Genomic DNA, 16924 nt, shown 5'->3' on the forward strand with positions numbered 1-16924 from the left:
TCAGATAAACGGTTTTAGGTGCAGGTCAATCTGGCAGCGGCGTTTCGTCCGACCCAAGGGCATCGGCAAGCCGGGCCTGTGCCGACCCCGGGCGTAGGGGTTTGGGTTGGCTGGCATCTGGTGCCCACCCGGTCAGCACAATCAATTCGAAGGTTGCGATGATCCCCCCATCGGTGCCGGGAAAGCTTTTGGCATAGATCTCTGCCGCCCGATCCAGGACGGCGCGCGGCGTTGGGGTCCGCAGCCGTGCGGCCATTGCATTTGTCTCGCCCATGGCGCGCAGGTCACGCATCAGATGCCACATTGATTTGTATTGCGCGCGCAATGGCACCGAATCCGCTACTGGCAACGCCAGACCGGCCCGTTGCAGCAAGGCCCCGAGGTCCCGCACTTCGGCCATCGGGGCGACCCGTGGCGATAGACCACCGCGCACGGCCACTTCCGCTTCGGCAAGGCAGCTGCGCAACTCGTGCAGCGTTTGACCACCAAGGGCCACGGCAAGCAACAGCCCGTCAGGCTTCAACGCCCGGCGGCATTGGATGAGTTGCCCCACGGGGTCGTTCGCCCAGTGCAGCCCAAGGCTGTGTATCACCACATCGTGATGGGATGGTGCGAGGGGCAGCGTCTCGGCCTCTGCCACGATGCGCGCACCCGCGATGCGATCCTGCCACAGTGACGGATAGGCAGCGACAATTCCCGGCGTCTGAAAGGATTTGTTAACCATCACCAGCCGATCCTCAACCTCATCCCGGGCCGCATGTTGCAGAAACAGGGCGGGTTCGTCCGCGCGGGCACGGTTGCGGGCAAGGGCGTGCAGATCGGTCAGGGGTGCGGGCTGGTTCATAGGTCTCAGGATAGGTGGCGCATGGGTCTATTACAAACAACACTGGCGGCCATCTACCCTCCGCGCTGCTTGGGTTGCGGATCGACTGTTGATAGCGATTTCGGTCTGTGCGGCGGATGTTGGGGGCAGACCGCGTTCATCGGCGGGGCCGCCTGCGATGGCTGCGGCACACCGTTGCCTGGCATTGTGGGCGAGGATGTCGTGCACTGCGATGCCTGCCTGAAAGCGCCCAAACCGTGGGATCACGGGCGCGCGGCCCTCGTTTACAGCGGGATGGGGCGCAAAATGGTGCTGTCGCTCAAACACGGAGATCGCCAGGAAATCGCGCGCCCTGCGGCGGGTTGGATCAGCATGGCGGCCCAGGATGTTCTGACCAAGGACACGCTGATCGCCCCGGTTCCGCTGCATTGGCTGCGGCTGGCCAAGCGGCGGTACAATCAGTCGGCCCTCATCGCCCGGCAATTGTCGGATCTGACCGGGCTGGATTGGTGCGCGGATTTGCTAGAGCGCACGCGGCGCACCCCGTCGCTGGATGGGAAATCCAGAAACGCGCGTGCCGAAATCCTGTCAGGCGCGATCCGTGTGAATGCGCGGCGCCGTCACCGCATCCAGAACAGGCCTGTTCTGCTGGTCGATGACGTGATGACCACCGGGGCCACACTCGCCGCCTGTGCCGAGGCATGTCGTGCATCCGGTGCAGATCAGGTGTGCGTGACAGTACTGGCGCGGGCTGTCAAAGACACCTAAGTCTGGGCAAACGCGATTTGCCGAAAGGACCAGGCACATGAAACCTGTGGAAATCTATACGTCACCGCTGTGTGGCTTTTGCCACGCTGCCAAGCGCCTGCTGAATGAAAAGGGTGTGGAGTATTCCGAGGTCGACGTGCTGAAGCAGCCCGACCGCAAGCCCGAGATGATCCAGCGCGCCAATGGGGGCCGTACTGTTCCGCAGATTTTCATCGGCGACACGCATGTGGGCGGCTGTGACGATCTCTTTGCGCTGGAACGTGCGGGCAAGCTCGACAGCCTGCTGGCCGCCTGAATGAAAACCGCGCTGCTGCAACTCACCTCGTCGGACGAGCCGGTGGCGAACTTGCCACGGACGGTCCAGATGGTGCGCGAGGCGTTTGATATGGGCGCGGAATTTGTCCTCACCCCCGAGGTCACGAACTGCGTCAGCAACAGCCGCACGCATCAGACGCAGGTGCTCGCCTTTGAAGAGGATGATGTCACCTTGTCGACGCTGCGCGATCTTGCGGCTGAACTGGGTATCCATCTGCTGATCGGTTCGCTTGCGCTCAAGACCGGGGATGCGGATGGCCGCTTTGCCAACCGCTCGTTCCTGATCGGGCCGGATGGCGACGTGCTGGCGCGCTATGACAAGATCCACATGTTCGATGTCGCAATTTCGAACACCGAGACGTTCACCGAGTCCGCCAACTATCGACCGGGTGACCAGGCCGTTCTGGCGCTGGCGTCCTTTGCGCCCGTGGGCATGGCCGTCTGTTACGACATGCGCTTTCCCAGATTGGCGGACGCCTTGGTGAGCGCGGGGGCGCGTATCCTGACCTACCCGGCGGCGTTTTCGCGTGTCACGGGTGCGGCCCATTGGCACAGTCTGCTGCGTGCGCGCGCCATAGAGGCCGGGGCATGGGTGCTGGCCCCCGCCCAGACAGGCACGCATCCCGGCGGGACAGAGAAGAAACGCCAGACCTTCGGGCACAGCCTGGCGGTCGATCCATGGGGCGAGGTCGTGCTTGACGCAGGGACGGCGCCCGGCGTTTATATCTTCGATCTCGACGTGGAGAAGGTGGCCGAGGCGCGCAGACGCATCCCTGCACGGGACAATGCGCGCCCGTTCGAGGGCCCCTAAGGTGAATGAGCACAGAGAAAAACGCATTGGCGATTTCGCTTTTTAGCGAGGTGCTGGCAGCGGACCAGATGGTGCGCAACCGGCTCAGCCGCGTGTTGCCCAAGGGCATGGAGATTTCCCACTTTTCCGTTCTCAACCATCTAGCCTGGCACGAGGGTGAGCGTAGCCCCGCGCAACTGGCCGAGGCGTTCAACGTCACCCGCGGGGCCATGACCAACACGCTCAATCGGCTGGAATGGTCGGGCTATGTGCACATTCGCCCGGATTGGGACGACGCGCGCCGCAAGATGGTCGCGATCAGCCCCGCAGGGCGGCGCGCCCGCGAACAGGCGCTAAGCGCGATTGCCCCCATGGTGGGTGATGTGATCGATTCCCTGGGCGAGGATCGCGTGCGCGCGACCCTGCCCATCTTGCGGGAACTGCGGACCAAGATGGGTCCGGTCAAGCCTGAGTAGGTTTGAGGCTGGCGGTCACGTAGTTCACGCTCAGATCGGTATCTGACAGTTTCCACGCCCATGTCAGAGGGTTGAACACGAACCCCTTGCGATCGACAGGGGTGAGGCCCGCATTGCTCATCAACTCGAACAGCTCGTCCGGCGTGATGAATTTCGACCATTCATGCGTGCCCTTGGGCAGCCAGCGCATCACGTGTTCCGCCCCGATGATCGCCATCATGTAGGATTTGGGATTTCGGTTGAGGGTCGAGCAGATGTGCAGCCCGCCGGGTTTCAACAATTGCTGGCAAGCGGTCAGATAGCCCAAAGGATCAGCGACATGTTCGACAACCTCCATGTTCAGCACGACGTCGAACTGTTCGCCTGCGGCGGCCATGTCTTCGGCCGTGGTGTGGCGGTAATCGATGGTCAGCCCTGACTGTTCGGCATGGACCTGGGCCACGGGAATATTCCGCTCTGCCGCGTCCGCGCCAACAACATCTGCGCCCAGTCGCGCCATGGGTTCGGCCAGCAGGCCACCGCCGCAGCCGATGTCCAGAATGCGCAGACCAGCAAAGGGGTCTGGACCGGTCAAATCACGGTCAAATTCGGCTGCGATCTGACTGGTGATATAGTCCAACCGGCATGGATTCAGCATGTGCAGGGGCTTGAACTTTCCGTTCGGATCCCACCATTCGGCAGCCATCGCCTCGAATTTAGCGATTTCTGATGGGTCAACGGTGGTTTGATGCGTTTGCATTTCGGTCTCCGTATGCTCATGTGCGTCTTAAGCCCTATGTAGGTCAGTAATGGACAAACACAGTGATCAAAAGCGCGCGGTGCAATATCTGTATCCGCCCATCGACCCTTACGACCAACGCATGCTGGACGTGGGACAGGGTCACCGCGTCTATGTGGAACAGTGCGGCAATCCGCGTGGCATCCCCGTCATCGTGCTGCACGGCGGCCCCGGTGGCGGGTGCAGCCCGGCGATGCGCCGCTATTTCGATCCCGAACACTACCGTGTGATTCTGTTCGATCAGCGCGGGTGTGGACGTTCGCGCCCGCATGCCTCTGTGATGAACAACACCACCTGGCACCTGGTCGATGATATCGAGATGATCCGCCGCACGCTCGAGATTGACGCGTGGATCGTCTTTGGCGGCAGCTGGGGCGCGACGTTGGCGTTGATCTATGCGCAAGCGCATCCGGCGCGTGTACGCCATCTGGTGCTGCGCGGCGTGTTCCTGATGACGCAGTCCGAGCTGGATTGGTTCTACGGCGGCGGTGCCGGCAAATTCTGGCCCGAGGTCTGGGCGCGGTTTGAAGGGATCGTGCCGGAGGACGAGCGCGGCGATCTGATAGGCGCGTATAACCGGCGGCTGTTTTCTGGGGATGTGGCGCAGGAAATCCGATTTGCCCGCGCGTGGTCGGCTTGGGAAAATGCACTGGCCTCGATCCATTCGACCGGGGCCGGGGGTGAGGCGCCGGGGGATTACGCCCGCGCCTTTGCAAGGCTCGAGAATCACTATTTCACCAATGCGGGTTTTCTGGAGTTCGACGGCCAGATCCTTGCCCATGCTGGCCGGATCAAGCACATTCCGGGCACGATCGTGCAGGGCCGCTATGACATGATTTGCCCGCCCGACAGCGCTTATGCCTTGTCCAAGACGTGGCCCAATAGCGATCTGAAAATGATCCGCAATGCCGGTCATGCCTTGTCTGAGCCCGGCATTTCGGCTGAACTGGTGCGCACCATGGACAGGATCGCAGGAAAATGACCCGGATCGACCGCCGCGCCCTCTTTGCATCTGGTGCCGCCGCAGCCTTGCTCGCGGCGACAGGCGTGTCGGCAACACCCCAACGGGGCGGGCGTTTGCGCGCCGCACTGTCGGAAGATCTGTTCGATCAGGCGGTGACGAGCACGGTCTATGACAACCTGACCGAGATTGGCGCGGATGGTACCTTGCGCGGTGAGTTGGCAACAGCGTGGTCATCCGATGCAGATGCGCGGCGCTGGCGGTTCACCCTGCGCGAGGGCGTGACGTTTCACGACGGGTCGCCATTCGACGCGGCCTCGCTCCAAAACCTGCCCTTGAGTATTGAGGTGATCAACACGCACACGGTCGAGATCGTGTTGGACGCACCCAATCCCAACCTGCCTTATCTGCTGGCCCATCCGGGCTACGAACTGCGCTCGGATACCGGATCAGGCACAGGTCTGTACGAGGTGCAAAAGCTGGACACCGGCCGCCACTTTATCGCCACCCGCGTTGATCAGCACTGGAAACAGGATGCCGGTTGGTTCGACAGTGTCGAGTTTGTCCATTTCAGCGCGGATGCCGTGCGCGCCGAGGCGTTGCGCGACGGGCTTGTGGACGTGGCAGATGTGGTGGCCTTGGACGCCTATGCCGATCCGCGTGATTTCCAATCCTTGCCCGACGGGCACACCACGACTCATATCGCGGGCCGCGCTATTTCCGTGCCTTTGACAGTTGGAAAAGCATGGCCGCTGGACAATCTGCGCATGGCGGAACGGTGGTGGATGGCCTGAGGGCTTGCAGACTCGGGGGCACATGCGTATACGCCCTTCAACAGCGGCGCGCTGGGGTCCACACCCGACGCTCCACCGGGAAACATCAACGGGCCGCGCGCCCGTTTTTTTGTGCCCGTTCCACATGTAGGACGATATGAACAACGACCTGATTGCCAAAGCCGCCATCGACCGCCGCCTGGCCGAGATCATCACCCCGGTGATCGAGGATCTGGGCTATGAGCTGGTGCGCGTGCGGCTGATGAGCGGTAAGGAATCAACGTTGCAGATCATGGCCGACAAGCCCGAGGGCGGGATTGAGGTCGATGATTGCGCCGCCATCTCGACCGCCGTCAGCGCGACACTGGATGTCGAGGATCCGATTTTGGATGCCTACACGCTCGAAGTGTCGAGCCCGGGCATCGACCGCCCCCTGACCCGCCTCAAGGACTTTGACATGTTCGAAGGGTACGAGGCCAAGCTGGAAACGGACGAGCTGATCGATGGCCGCCGCCGCTTCAAGGGCATTCTGGCAGGCGTCGAGGATGACGAAGTGCTGATCAACGTGGCCGAGGGCACGATTGGTCTGAAGTTCGATTGGTTGAGCGACGCGAAACTCGTCCTCACCGATGAGCTGATCAAGGAAATGCTGCGCCAGCGCAAAGCCGCGGGTGTGCTGAAAGAAACAGATTTTGACGAGATCGAGACCGAAGGGTCTGAGGAGGACAACTGATGGCCATTACATCCGCAAACCAGCTTGAGCTGTTGCAAACCGCCGAGGCTGTTGCCCGCGAAAAGATGATCGACCCGGCGCTGGTCATCGAAGCGATGGAAGAATCGCTCGCCCGGGCGGCCAAGTCGCGTTACGGCGCTGAAATGGACATTCGCGTGTCGATTGACCGCAAGACGGGCCGCGCGACCTTCACCCGTGTGCGCACCGTGGTCGAGGAAGAGTTGCTGGAAAACTATCAGGCCGAGTTCACCGTCGAACAGGCCAAGCAGTATATGGAAAACCCCGAGATCGGTGACACCTTTGTCGAGGAAGTGCCCCCGGTCGAGATGGGCCGGATTGCGGCACAGTCCGCCAAGCAGGTGATTCTGCAAAAGGTGCGCGAAGCCGAACGCGACCGCCAGTTCGAAGAGTTCAAGGACCGCGCAGGCACCATCATCAATGCGCTGGTCAAGCGCGAGGAATACGGCAACGTCATCGTCGATGTGGGCGCGGGCGAAGCGATCCTGCGCCGCAACGAAAAGATCGGCCGCGAATCCTATCGCCCCAATGACCGCATCCGCTGCTACATCAAGGACGTGCGCCGCGAACAGCGCGGCCCGCAGATTTTCCTGAGCCGCACCGCGCCCGAATTCATGGCCGAGCTGTTCAAGATGGAAGTGCCCGAAATCTATGACGGCATTATCGAGATCAAGGCGGTCGCCCGCGACCCCGGCTCGCGCGCCAAGATTGCCGTGATTTCCTATGACGGTTCCATCGACCCCGTTGGGGCCTGCGTCGGTATGCGCGGATCTCGTGTGCAGGCCGTTGTGAACGAGCTGCAGGGCGAAAAGATCGACATCATTCCGTGGAATGAGGATCAGCCGACCTTCCTTGTGAATGCGTTGCAGCCTGCCGAGGTTAGCAAGGTGGTTCTGGACGAGGAAGCGGGCAAGATCGAAGTTGTGGTTCCGGAGGAACAACTGTCCCTCGCCATCGGTCGCCGCGGTCAGAACGTGCGTCTGGCCAGCCAGCTGACCAACCTCGACATCGACATCATGACAGAGGCCGACGAATCGGCCCGCCGTCAGGCCGAATTCGAAGAACGCACCAAGCTGTTCATGGACAACCTGGACCTCGACGAATTCTTTGCCCAATTGCTGGTGTCCGAAGGGTTCACCAACCTCGAAGAGGTCGCTTACGTCGAGTTGGACGAGTTGTTGGTCATCGACGGCGTGGACGAAGGCACCGCGCAAGAGTTGCAGGCCCGTGCCCGCGACGTGCTCGAAGCGGCGGCCAAGGCTGCACTCGAAAATGCCCGCGCGCTGGGTGCCGAGGACAGCCTTATTGAATTTGATGGGCTCACACCCCAAATGATTGAGGCGTTGGCCAAAGATGACGTCAAAACCCTCGAAGATTTTGCAACATGCGCGGACTGGGAACTGGCCGGTGGTTGGACCACTGTTGACGGCGAGCGTCACAAGGATGACGGCGTTCTGGAACCCTTCGATGTGTCATTGGAAGAGGCACAGCAACTGGTGATGACCGCACGTATCCTTTTGGGTTGGGTCGATCCGGCGGATTTGGAGGCTGAGGAAGCCGAAGAAGAAGACGGTGAAACAACCGAGGAGACCGGGGCCTGATTTCAGGCCTCGGGGCAGCCTAATGGGACGCGGTGGCGCCTCAAAGGATCGGTCGGATGGACCTGAGCGCAAGTGCATTGCCACGGGCGAGGTGCAGCCGAAATACGGGCTGATCCGTTTCGTTGTGGGCCCGGATGCGCAGATTGTGCCTGACATTGCAGGCAAGCTGCCGGGCCGTGGTATATATGTGGCAGCGGATCGCGCCGCGCTGGACAAGGCCGTGGCAAAAAAACTGTTTGCACGGGGCGCCAAGCAACCAGTGCAAGTCCCTGGGGACCTTACGAACGAGGTCGAGCGGCAATTGGCACGCCGGGTGATTGATCTGATCGCCCTGTCGCGCAAGTCGGGCCGTGCGGTGGCCGGATATGAAAAGGTCAAAGGCTGGCTTCAGATGGAAGAGGCCCAAGTCCTGATACAAGCGGTGGATGGGTCTGGGCGTGGCAAGTCCAAGCTGAGCACGCCGCATTTTGGAACTTACATCGGCTGGCTGACAGCGGATGAGTTGGGTTTGGCGTTCGGACGCCAAACTGTGATACATGGGGCGCTCGCCTCTGGTGGACTCACGCAACGTGTTGTAGAGGAAGCCAACCGTTTACGCGGCGTGCGTGAAAATACGGTGGCATCGGCCGCCGGGAAGGATTGACGAGCTTTGAGCGATACTGACGGAAAAAAGACATTGGGTCTGCGCAGCGGCGCACGTCCTGGCAATGTGAAACAGAGTTTCAGCCACGGACGGACCAAGAATGTCGTCGTCGAAACGAAACGAAAGCGGGTCGTGGTGCCCAAACCCGGGGCGGCCAAGCCTGCGGGAACGGGTGCGGCTGGCGGTGACCCAAGCCGTCGCCCAGCGGGAATCACCGATGCCGAAATGGATCGTCGTCTGAAGGCCGTTCAGGCCGCCAAGTCGCGTGAAGTCGAGGAAGCCGCAAAGCGCGCTGCTGCCGAGAAGGCGCGCGAGGAAGAACGCGAGCGCCGCCGGGCCGAGATCGAGGCCAAGGAGCGCGAAGAGAAAGAGCGCGAGGAAAGCCTCAAGGCCAAGGCCGAAGAGGATGCCCGCAAGGCTGCCGAAGCCGCTGCTGCCGCCCAGGCTGCCGCTGCTGCGCCTGCTGAGGCACCTGCCAAGGCCGCTCCGCGTCAGACACAATCGCCTGCTGCCGCCCCGCGCAAGCAGGACCGCGAGCGCGACCAGCGCAACACCCGCGGCAAGGGTGGCGACGATGGTCGCCGATCCGGCAAGCTGACCCTGAACCAGGCGCTGTCTGGTGGTGAAGGTGGCCGCCAGCGGTCCATGGCCGCGATGAAGCGCAAGCAGGAGCGTGCCCGCCAAAAAGCCATGGGTGGTTCGGTCGAGCGTGAAAAGGTCACGCGCACCGTCAACCTGCCCGAGGCGATTGTCGTCTCTGAACTCGCCAACCGTATGGCCGAGCGTGTGGGCGATGTTGTGAAATCCCTCATGCAGATGGGCATGATGGTGACACAGAACCAGACCATCGACGCAGATACCGCCGAACTCATCATCGAAGAGTTCGGGCACAAGGTGCAGCGCGTCTCTGATGCGGACGTCGAGGACGTGATCAAGGAAGTTGTGGACGCAGAAGACGATCTGCAGCCACGCCCGCCGGTCATCACCATCATGGGCCACGTCGACCACGGCAAAACCTCGCTTCTGGATGCGATCCGGGATGCGAAGGTCGTCGCGGGCGAGGCTGGCGGCATTACCCAGCACATTGGTGCCTACCAGGTACAAACCGAAAGCGGCGCGCTGCTGTCGTTCCTCGATACACCCGGCCACGCGGCCTTCACCTCGATGCGCTCGCGCGGTGCACAGGTGACGGACATTGTTGTTCTGGTGGTTGCGGCGGATGATGCCGTGATGCCCCAGACGATCGAGGCGATCAACCACGCCAAGGCGGCCGAAGTGCCGATGATCGTGGCGATCAACAAGATCGACAAGCCTGCCGCCAACCCGGACAAGGTGCGCACCGACCTGCTGCAACACGAAGTCATCGTCGAGAAGATGTCGGGTGAAGTGCAGGACGTCGAAGTGTCTGCCATTACCGGCCAGGGTCTGGATGAGCTGCTCGAGGCGATTGCGCTGCAATCCGAACTGTTGGAACTGAAAGCCAACCCCGACCGCGCCGCCCAAGGTGCCGTGATCGAGGCGCAGCTTGACGTGGGTCGTGGTCCGGTCGCCACCGTTCTGGTTCAGACCGGGACACTGCGCCAGGGCGACATCTTTGTTGTGGGTGAGCAGTACGGTAAGGTCCGTGCCCTCATCAACGACAAGGGCGAGCGTGTGAAAGAGGCCGGGCCATCCGTGCCCGTCGAGGTTCTGGGCCTGAACGGCACACCCGAAGCGGGTGACGTTCTGAACGTGACCGAAACCGAAGCACAGGCGCGTGAGATTGCCGAGTACCGCGAGAAAGCGGCCAAGGACAAACGCGCGGCGGCCGGTGCGGCGACGACCCTCGAACAGCTGATGGCGAACGCCAAGGCGGACGAGAATGTCAGCGAGCTGCCGATCCTGGTCAAGGCTGATGTGCAGGGCTCTGCCGAGGCCATCGTTCAGGCGATGGAGAAGATCGGCAACGATGAGGTGCGTGTACGCGTGCTGCACTCGGGCGTTGGTGCGATCACCGAAACCGACGTGGGTCTGGCCGAAGCCAGCCAGGCGCCCATCATGGGCTTTAACGTGCGTGCCAACACATCGGCACGGAATACGGCGAACCAGAAGGGCGTCGAAATCCGCTACTACTCGGTTATCTATGACCTTGTCGACGATGTGAAAGCTGCTGCGTCAGGCCTGCTGAGCGCCGAGATCCGCGAGACCTTTATCGGCTACGCCGAGATCAAAGAGGTCTTCAAGGTGTCCAACGTTGGCAAGGTTGCGGGCTGTCTGGTTACGGAAGGTGTGGCTCGTCGATCCGCTGGTGTACGTCTGCTGCGCGACAACGTGGTTATCCACGAGGGCACACTGAAAACGCTCAAGCGCTTCAAGGATGAAGTGGCCGAGGTTCAGTCGGGTCAGGAATGCGGTATGGCCTTTGATAACTACGACGACATCCGTCCCAAGGATGTGATCGAGATCTTCGAGCGCGAAGAAATCACCCGTTCGCTGGACTGATTTTTACGGCATTAAGCAACAAAAAAAGGGGGCGGTGAAAACCGTCCCCTTTTGCGTAATCGGTACTACACCGACTTTCAGGCAGATTGTGATACCGGCGTTCCAGAGTAGTGAGCTCCGTCCACCCGTACTGTCATCCGACCATCCGGCAGCGTTTTCACATAGAAACCTTGAACCAAGATTGAAGTGCCCAAAGCGATCGTTCTCAGCATAACCTTCCTCCCCAAAAAAGAAGTTGTACTGACAATGTACGCGGATTGGTTAATAAGTCATCAACAATGTCATCGAAATGTTACCAAATGTGCGCAAAAAAACGTGCAACCGGTGAGATTATAGCCAATCACGCAGGATCGGGATCAGCGGAATATCTGCCGCTGGCATTGGATAAGACCTGAGTTCGGTTGGTTTCGCCCACTTCAACGTCTGACCTTCGCGCGATTGCGGTACACCTTCCCACTTGCGACAGGCAAACAGCGGCATCAGAAGGTGAAAGTCATCGTAGCTGTGGCTTGCGAAGGTGAGCGGTGCGAGACAGGATTCCCACGTGTTGATCCCCAGCTCTTCCTCCAACTCGCGGATCAGTGCCACCTCGGGTGTTTCGCCAGCCTCGACCTTGCCGCCGGGGAATTCCCAAAGGCCCGCCATCGACTTGCCTTCGGGCCGTTGCGCCAGCAAGACGCGGCCGTCCACGTCAATCAGTGCAACCGCGGAAACAAGGACAACCTTCACGACCGGTAGTCCGCGTTGATGTCGATGTATCCGTGGGTCAGGTCGCAGGTCCAAACGGTTGCGGCCCCAGTACCCATTCCGCAATCCACACGAATACGGATGTGATCGTTTTTCATATGCGCTGCGGCGTCCGCTTCGTCATAGGTGGGGCTGACCCAACCGTTTTCTGCCACCAGCACATCCCCGAACCAGATGGACAACGTGTCCCGGTCGGCGGGGGCGCCGGATTTGCCTACGGCCATGACAACGCGGCCCCAATTGGGGTCTTCGCCCGCAATCGCGGTTTTGACGAGCGGTGAGTTTGCGATGGACAGCCCGTGCACCTTGGCGCTTGCCGCATCGACAGCGCCGGTGACGGTGATTTCGACGAACTTCGTTGCTCCCTCACCGTCGCGGACCACTTGGTGTGCCAGGTCAAGCATGACCGAACCCAATGCCTCTTCGAAAGCCGCGTTGTCGGTGGCCTCTACCCCGCTGGCCCCGGTTGCCGCGACAAGCAGGCTATCGGACGTGGAGGTGTCGCTGTCGACCGTGATGCAGTTGAACGTGCTGTCGCACAGGCGGGATGTCATCGCCTGCAGCGCGCCTTGCTCCACAACGGCGTCGGTAAAGATGTAGACAAGCATTGTCGCCATGTCGGGGGCGATCATGCCACTGCCCTTGGCCACGCCCGCAATGCGCACGGTTTTCCCATCAACGGTGCACTCGGACGATGCGCCCTTGGCATAGGTGTCCGTGGTCATGATGGCCTGCGCTGCGTCTGCCATATCAGCAGGCGACAAACCGTCTACCAATTCGGCCAGCTTGCCCGTGATCCGTTCAAACGGCAGCGGCTCGCCAATGACACCAGTGGATGCGGTGAACACGCGGGCAGCGGGCAGGTCGGTTGCAGCGGCGGTGGCTTGTACGATGGCCTCGACAGCCGCAAGCCCATTGCGCCCGGTGAAGGCGTTGGAATTGCCAGCGTTCACGAGGATGGCCGCACCACTGTCGGACGGACCCCCAAGCTTGACCTGACAGTCCAGAACCGGCGCAGACCGGGTGGCCGACTTGGTGAACGTACCGGCAATCGTGGTGCCGGGGGCGCACACCGCCAGCATCACATCCGGACGACCGGCATAACGTACGCCCGCAGCCACGGCGGCAAAGGAGACACCGTCAATTACGGGCAGGTCTTGAAACCGCTCTGGCGCGAGCGGTGACCGCGGCAACGTGTCAGCCATGGATTATTCCACCAAAGTCAGATCTTTGAGCAGGGCCGGGTCGATTCCGGTCGCGCCGCTTTGGTCGATCTCGGCGCCTGATTCCAGTTCGCCGATATAGGCGGTCAACGCCTCTTCACGAACCTGGCCTTCCAACTCTTCGCGCATCTGCTCGAGCGGGGGGCGTTCCTGAACGCGGGTTTCGTTCAGAACGATGACGTGCCAGCCGAACTGGGTCTGAACGGGGTCAGACACCTCGCCCACCTCAAGCGCGATCACTGCCGCCTCAAAGCTGGGGACCATCGCGCCTGTTCCAAACCAGCCCAACTGCCCACCGTTGGGGCCAGAAGGTCCGGTCGATTTCTCGCGCGCGGTGGCTGCAAAATCTGCGCCACCTTCAATTGTTTCCTTGACGGCGTTTGCCTCTTCCTCGGTCGGAACAAGGATATGGGAGGCGTTGTATTCCTGCGTCGGTTCCGCCCCTTCGAACTGTGCGTCATATGCGGCCTGAACCGCCTCTGGCGTGATCGACGTTGCGAACAGGCGCTCCAGTTCCTCTCCGGCCGTCAGCGACCGGGTTTCATTCTCAAGCGAAATCTTGGCGCGTTCGGGCAGCTCGCCCTCAAAGGCTTGCGCCAGCAGGGTCTGCTGCACCAGCTGTTCGAGGATACCTTCGAACAGGACCTCATCGGGCAATTCCTGGAATTGGGCAGGCAGCGTGGCCCGCGCTACGATCATGTGTCCGATTGTGATATCCGTGCCATTTACGGTGGCGACCACGGTGCTGGCGTCCTGCGCCGAGGCAGGCAAGGCCATCGCGGCAACAAAGCCAAGCACAGGCAGGGAAAGGAGGCGTTTCATCATGGATCAGTCCTTGGGCTGTGCGCACGGCGGGCGCGCGCATTGACACGGTTTGGCGTGACCCTTACATCGCCCTATGGACGCGGCCTGGGCCGGTTTCTGCCCACCGTATCTATGGGCTTGGCGCGCGCCCGGCAAGCAGATGCTGCACAACATGAATTGATCGGCTGGAGAACGCATGCTCGGTTTCGGAACACTCACCAAAAAGGTGTTTGGCACCCCCAATGATCGCAAGGTCAAAGGCACGCGGCCCCTGGTGGAAAAGATCAACGCGCTGGAACCCGAATTCGAGGCGCTGAGCGATGAAGGCCTGAAGGACAAGACCGAAGCGCTGGCCAAACGGGCCATGGGTGGAGAGAGCCTGGACGATCTGCTGCCCGAAGCGTTTGCGAACTGCCGCGAGGCCGCCAAGCGGACACTGGGCCTGCGGGCCTACGACACCCAGCTTCTTGGCGCTATCTTTCTGCACCAGGGCAATATCGCCGAGCAGAAGACCGGCGAAGGTAAAACCCTCACAGCCACATTTGCATGCTACCTGAACGCGCTGACGGGCAAGGGCGTGCATGTCGTGACGGTCAACGACTACCTCGTGCAGCGTGATGCCGAATGGATGGGCAAGGTGTTCGGGGCATTGGGTCTGACCACCGGTGTGGCCATCGCGGGCATGGACGAAGAGGCCAAGCGCGACGCCTATGCCTGTGACGTGACTTACGCCACCAACAATGAACTTGGGTTCGACTACCTGCGCGACAACATGAAACCGTCCATCGACCAGATGGTGCAGCGCGGGCACAACTACGCCATTGTGGACGAGGTCGACAGCATCCTGATCGACGAGGCACGGACACCGCTGATCATCTCCGGTCCGCTTCAGGACCGTTCCGAGATGTATGTGACCATCGACGCGATCATTCCTCTGATCGAGGACGAACACTTTACCCTCGACGAAAAACAGAAGAACGTGACCTTCACCGACGAAGGCAACGAATTCCTCGAAGAGCAGTTGCGCGCACGTGGCCTGATCGAAGCCGAGGCGTCGCTTTATGATCCCGAAAGCACCTCGATCGTGCATCACGTCAACCAGGGCCTGCGGGCGCACAAGCTGTTTGCCAAGGACAAGGATTACATTGTCCGCGATGGCGAGGTTGTGCTGATTGATGAATTCACCGGGCGCATGATGGCTGGCCGCCGCCTGTCCGACGGATTGCACCAAGCGCTGGAAGCCAAGGAAGGCGTGCAGATTCAGCCCGAGAACCAGACACTCGCCTCGGTCACGTTCCAGAACTACTTCCGCCTCTACAACAAGCTGGCAGGCATGACCGGGACAGCGGCCACCGAAGCCGAAGAATTCAACGAGATCTACGGGCTGGGCGTTGTCGAAGTGCCGACCAACAAGCCCATCGCGCGGGTGGATGAAGACGACCAGGTGTTCCGCACCGGGCAGGAAAAGTACAAAGCCATGGTGGACGAGATCAAGGTCGCCCACGAAAAGGGACAGCCCGTGCTGGTCGGCACGACCTCCATCGAAAAGTCCGAGATGTTTGCCCAGATGCTGAGCGCCGAAGGGATCAAGCATAACGTTCTGAACGCCCGCCAACACGAGCAAGAGGCGCAGATCATTGCCGATGCCGGCAAGTTTGGTGCTGTGACCATCGCCACCAACATGGCCGGTCGCGGCACGGACATTCAGCTTGGCGGCAACGTCGAGATGAAAGTGCTGGAGGCGATCACTGCCGATCCCGAGGTGGACCCCGAAGAGGTACGCAGCCGGATCGAAGCAGAGCACGAAGACGAAAAGCAGAAGGTGCTGGCAGCGGGCGGCTTGTTCGTCATGGCCTCTGAACGCCACGAAAGCCGCCGGATCGACAACCAGCTGCGCGGTCGGTCTGGCCGTCAGGGTGACCCGGGCCGCACCTCCTTCTATCTCAGCCTCGAAGATGACCTGATGCGCATCTTTGGCTCTGACCGCCTCGACAAGGTGCTCAAGACGCTCGGGCTGGAAGAGGGCGAGGCGATTGTCCATCCGTGGGTGAACAAGTCACTCGAACGTGCGCAAGCCAAGGTCGAAGGCCGCAACTTTGACATCCGCAAGCAACTTTTGAAATTCGATGACGTGATGAACGACCAGCGTAAGGTTGTGTTTGGCCAGCGCCGCGAAATCATGGAAGCCGAGGATCTGTCGGAAATCACGTCAGATATGCGCGACGAAGTGGTGGATGACCTGATCGACAAGTACATGCCCCAGGGCAGCTATGCCGATCAGTGGGACACCCACGGCCTGTATGCCGCGGTGATCGAGCATCTGGGCCTGAATGTCCCCGTGATCGAGTGGTGCGACGAAGAAGGCGTGGATGATGAACAGATCCGCGAGCGCCTGATCGAAGCCAGCGACAAGCTGATGGCCGAAAAGACCGAAGCCTTCGGCACCGAGAACATGCGCAGCATCGAAAAGCAGCTGATCCTGCAGGCCATTGATGGCAAGTGGCGCGAGCACCTGCTCACCCTCGAGCATTTGCGTTCGGTCGTCGGGTTCCGCGGATATGCGCAGCGCGATCCGCTGAACGAATACAAGAACGAAGCGTTCCAGTTGTTCGAAGCGATGCTTGACAGTCTGCGCACCGAGGTGACGCAGAAACTTGCCCTGATCCGTCCCATGACAGAGGAAGAGCGGCAGGACATGCTGGCCGAGATCGCCGCCCAGCAACAGGCTGTGACGCAGACGGCAGAAGACAACGCGCCGCCTGCCCCCACTGCCGAAGCGCTCGAAAGCGGGTTTGACGAGAACGATCAAAGCACATGGGGCAACCCTGGCCGAAACGAGGCTTGTCCCTGTGGCTCTGGCAAGAAATTCAAGCATTGTCACGGGCGGCTGACCTAGGCCGCCTGCCCCATTCCTGCCCCAAAGACTCCGCACACCGGTCATAACCGGGCCCCTTTGCCGTGCGATTTGTATCCCTTGAACCAATCCGTGG

15 protein-coding genes and 1 pseudogene are annotated in these 16924 nt (G+C 61.0%); 11 read left to right on the top strand and 5 right to left on the bottom strand.

Going from position 1 to position 16924, the window contains the following annotated elements:
* Window positions 1-25 precede the first annotated feature (25 nt).
* Window positions 26-844, bottom strand: coding sequence for a methyltransferase domain-containing protein (locus tag ACMHLQ_RS12630; protein ID WP_415405156.1), 819 nt, complete (start codon window positions 842-844; stop codon window positions 26-28).
* A gap of 21 nt (window positions 845-865) precedes the next feature.
* Here ACMHLQ_RS12630 and ACMHLQ_RS12635 point away from each other — a divergent pair, with 21 nt between their 5' ends.
* Genes ACMHLQ_RS12635 through ACMHLQ_RS12650 form a run of 4 tightly spaced genes read left to right on the top strand, consistent with a single transcriptional unit; the run spans window position 866 to window position 3172 of the window.
* Complete coding sequence (locus ACMHLQ_RS12635; protein WP_415405157.1) at window positions 866-1591, top strand: ComF family protein; 726 nt, start codon at window positions 866-868, stop codon at window positions 1589-1591.
* Window positions 1592-1628: 37 nt separating this feature from the next.
* Complete coding sequence (gene grxC / locus ACMHLQ_RS12640) at window positions 1629-1886, top strand: glutaredoxin 3 (protein ID WP_415405158.1); 258 nt, start codon at window positions 1629-1631, stop codon at window positions 1884-1886.
* Window positions 1887-2717: a carbon-nitrogen hydrolase family protein gene (locus ACMHLQ_RS12645; protein ID WP_415405159.1), complete on the top strand. Its 831-nt coding sequence runs from the start codon at window positions 1887-1889 to the stop codon at window positions 2715-2717. It abuts the gene before it with no gap.
* Window positions 2718-2722: 5 nt separating this feature from the next.
* Complete coding sequence (locus ACMHLQ_RS12650) at window positions 2723-3172, top strand: MarR family winged helix-turn-helix transcriptional regulator (protein WP_415405160.1); 450 nt, start codon at window positions 2723-2725, stop codon at window positions 3170-3172.
* Here the strand turns inward: ACMHLQ_RS12650 and ubiG are convergent.
* Window positions 3159-3911, bottom strand: a complete 753-nt coding sequence (gene ubiG / locus ACMHLQ_RS12655) for a bifunctional 2-polyprenyl-6-hydroxyphenol methylase/3-demethylubiquinol 3-O-methyltransferase UbiG (RefSeq protein ID WP_415405161.1) — start codon at window positions 3909-3911, stop codon at window positions 3159-3161. The genes ACMHLQ_RS12650 and ubiG overlap by 14 nt on opposite strands.
* 49 nt (window positions 3912-3960) lie before the next feature.
* Between ubiG and pip the strand changes: the two genes are divergently transcribed.
* From pip to infB, 6 genes and pseudogenes are all read left to right on the top strand, one after another.
* Window positions 3961-4932 carry a prolyl aminopeptidase gene (gene pip, locus ACMHLQ_RS12660; RefSeq protein WP_415405162.1) on the top strand — a complete coding sequence of 324 codons (972 nt, stop codon included), beginning with the start codon at window positions 3961-3963 and terminating at the stop codon, window positions 4930-4932.
* Window positions 4929-5705 carry an ABC transporter substrate-binding protein gene (locus tag ACMHLQ_RS12665; RefSeq protein ID WP_415405164.1) on the top strand — a complete coding sequence of 259 codons (777 nt, stop codon included), beginning with the start codon at window positions 4929-4931 and terminating at the stop codon, window positions 5703-5705. The genes pip and ACMHLQ_RS12665 overlap by 4 nt, the downstream gene beginning before the upstream one ends.
* A gap of 136 nt (window positions 5706-5841) precedes the next feature.
* Complete coding sequence (rimP, locus tag ACMHLQ_RS12670; RefSeq protein WP_415405165.1) at window positions 5842-6417, top strand: ribosome maturation factor RimP; 576 nt, start codon at window positions 5842-5844, stop codon at window positions 6415-6417.
* Window positions 6417-8036 carry a transcription termination factor NusA gene (gene nusA, locus ACMHLQ_RS12675; protein WP_415405166.1) on the top strand — a complete coding sequence of 540 codons (1620 nt, stop codon included), beginning with the start codon at window positions 6417-6419 and terminating at the stop codon, window positions 8034-8036. The genes rimP and nusA overlap by 1 nt, the downstream gene beginning before the upstream one ends.
* A gap of 22 nt (window positions 8037-8058) precedes the next feature.
* Window positions 8059-8699 (top strand): annotated as a pseudogene (locus ACMHLQ_RS12680) (RNA-binding protein).
* Window positions 8686-11160 (top strand): translation initiation factor IF-2, encoded by a 2475-nt coding sequence (gene infB, locus ACMHLQ_RS12685; protein ID WP_415405167.1) that lies wholly within the window; start codon window positions 8686-8688, stop codon window positions 11158-11160. Before ACMHLQ_RS12680 ends, infB begins: the two are co-directional and overlap by 14 nt.
* Before the next feature lie 330 nt (window positions 11161-11490).
* Here the strand turns inward: infB and mutT are convergent, their stop codons facing one another.
* From mutT to ACMHLQ_RS12700, 3 genes are read right to left on the bottom strand one after another with little or no spacing between them, the layout of a single operon-like run.
* Complete coding sequence (mutT, locus tag ACMHLQ_RS12690; protein WP_415405168.1) at window positions 11491-11889, bottom strand: 8-oxo-dGTP diphosphatase MutT; 399 nt, start codon at window positions 11887-11889, stop codon at window positions 11491-11493.
* A complete protein-coding gene (gene argJ / locus ACMHLQ_RS12695; protein WP_415405169.1) occupies window positions 11886-13112 on the bottom strand; it encodes a bifunctional glutamate N-acetyltransferase/amino-acid acetyltransferase ArgJ in 1227 nt (408 codons plus the stop codon). The genes mutT and argJ overlap by 4 nt, the downstream gene beginning before the upstream one ends.
* A 3-nt stretch (window positions 13113-13115) precedes the next feature.
* Window positions 13116-13955: a peptidylprolyl isomerase gene (locus ACMHLQ_RS12700; RefSeq protein ID WP_415405170.1), complete on the bottom strand. Its 840-nt coding sequence runs from the start codon at window positions 13953-13955 to the stop codon at window positions 13116-13118.
* Between the two features lie 175 nt (window positions 13956-14130).
* Between ACMHLQ_RS12700 and secA the strand changes: the two genes are divergently transcribed.
* Entirely contained in the window at window positions 14131-16830 is a 2700-nt protein-coding gene (gene secA / locus ACMHLQ_RS12705; protein ID WP_415405171.1) for a preprotein translocase subunit SecA, read from the top strand.
* The last annotated feature ends 94 nt before the right edge of the window (window positions 16831-16924 follow it).

This window comes from Tateyamaria algicola (genome assembly GCF_047715485.1).
In the GTDB taxonomy this organism is placed as follows: domain Bacteria; phylum Pseudomonadota; class Alphaproteobacteria; order Rhodobacterales; family Rhodobacteraceae; genus Tateyamaria.

What these genes read in the sequence shown, in the direction of transcription:
- ACMHLQ_RS12700 (WP_415405170.1), bottom strand. Translation starts at nt 13,955, where the DNA reads ATGATGAAACGCCTCCTTTCCCTGCCTGTGCTTGGCTTTGTTGCCGCG.
- nusA (WP_415405166.1), top strand. Translation starts at nt 6,417, where the DNA reads ATGGCCATTACATCCGCAAACCAGCTTGAGCTGTTGCAAACCGCCGAG.
- ACMHLQ_RS12645 (WP_415405159.1), top strand. Translation starts at nt 1,887, where the DNA reads ATGAAAACCGCGCTGCTGCAACTCACCTCGTCGGACGAGCCGGTGGCG.
- pip (WP_415405162.1), top strand. Translation starts at nt 3,961, where the DNA reads ATGGACAAACACAGTGATCAAAAGCGCGCGGTGCAATATCTGTATCCG.
- ACMHLQ_RS12635 (WP_415405157.1), top strand. Translation starts at nt 866, where the DNA reads ATGGGTCTATTACAAACAACACTGGCGGCCATCTACCCTCCGCGCTGC.
- ACMHLQ_RS12650 (WP_415405160.1), top strand. Translation starts at nt 2,723, where the DNA reads ATGAGCACAGAGAAAAACGCATTGGCGATTTCGCTTTTTAGCGAGGTG.
- ubiG (WP_415405161.1), bottom strand. Translation starts at nt 3,911, where the DNA reads ATGCAAACGCATCAAACCACCGTTGACCCATCAGAAATCGCTAAATTC.
- secA (WP_415405171.1), top strand. Translation starts at nt 14,131, where the DNA reads ATGCTCGGTTTCGGAACACTCACCAAAAAGGTGTTTGGCACCCCCAAT.
- ACMHLQ_RS12630 (WP_415405156.1), bottom strand. Translation starts at nt 844, where the DNA reads ATGAACCAGCCCGCACCCCTGACCGATCTGCACGCCCTTGCCCGCAAC.
- grxC (WP_415405158.1), top strand. Translation starts at nt 1,629, where the DNA reads ATGAAACCTGTGGAAATCTATACGTCACCGCTGTGTGGCTTTTGCCAC.
- argJ (WP_415405169.1), bottom strand. Translation starts at nt 13,112, where the DNA reads ATGGCTGACACGTTGCCGCGGTCACCGCTCGCGCCAGAGCGGTTTCAA.
- ACMHLQ_RS12665 (WP_415405164.1), top strand. Translation starts at nt 4,929, where the DNA reads ATGACCCGGATCGACCGCCGCGCCCTCTTTGCATCTGGTGCCGCCGCA.
- rimP (WP_415405165.1), top strand. Translation starts at nt 5,842, where the DNA reads ATGAACAACGACCTGATTGCCAAAGCCGCCATCGACCGCCGCCTGGCC.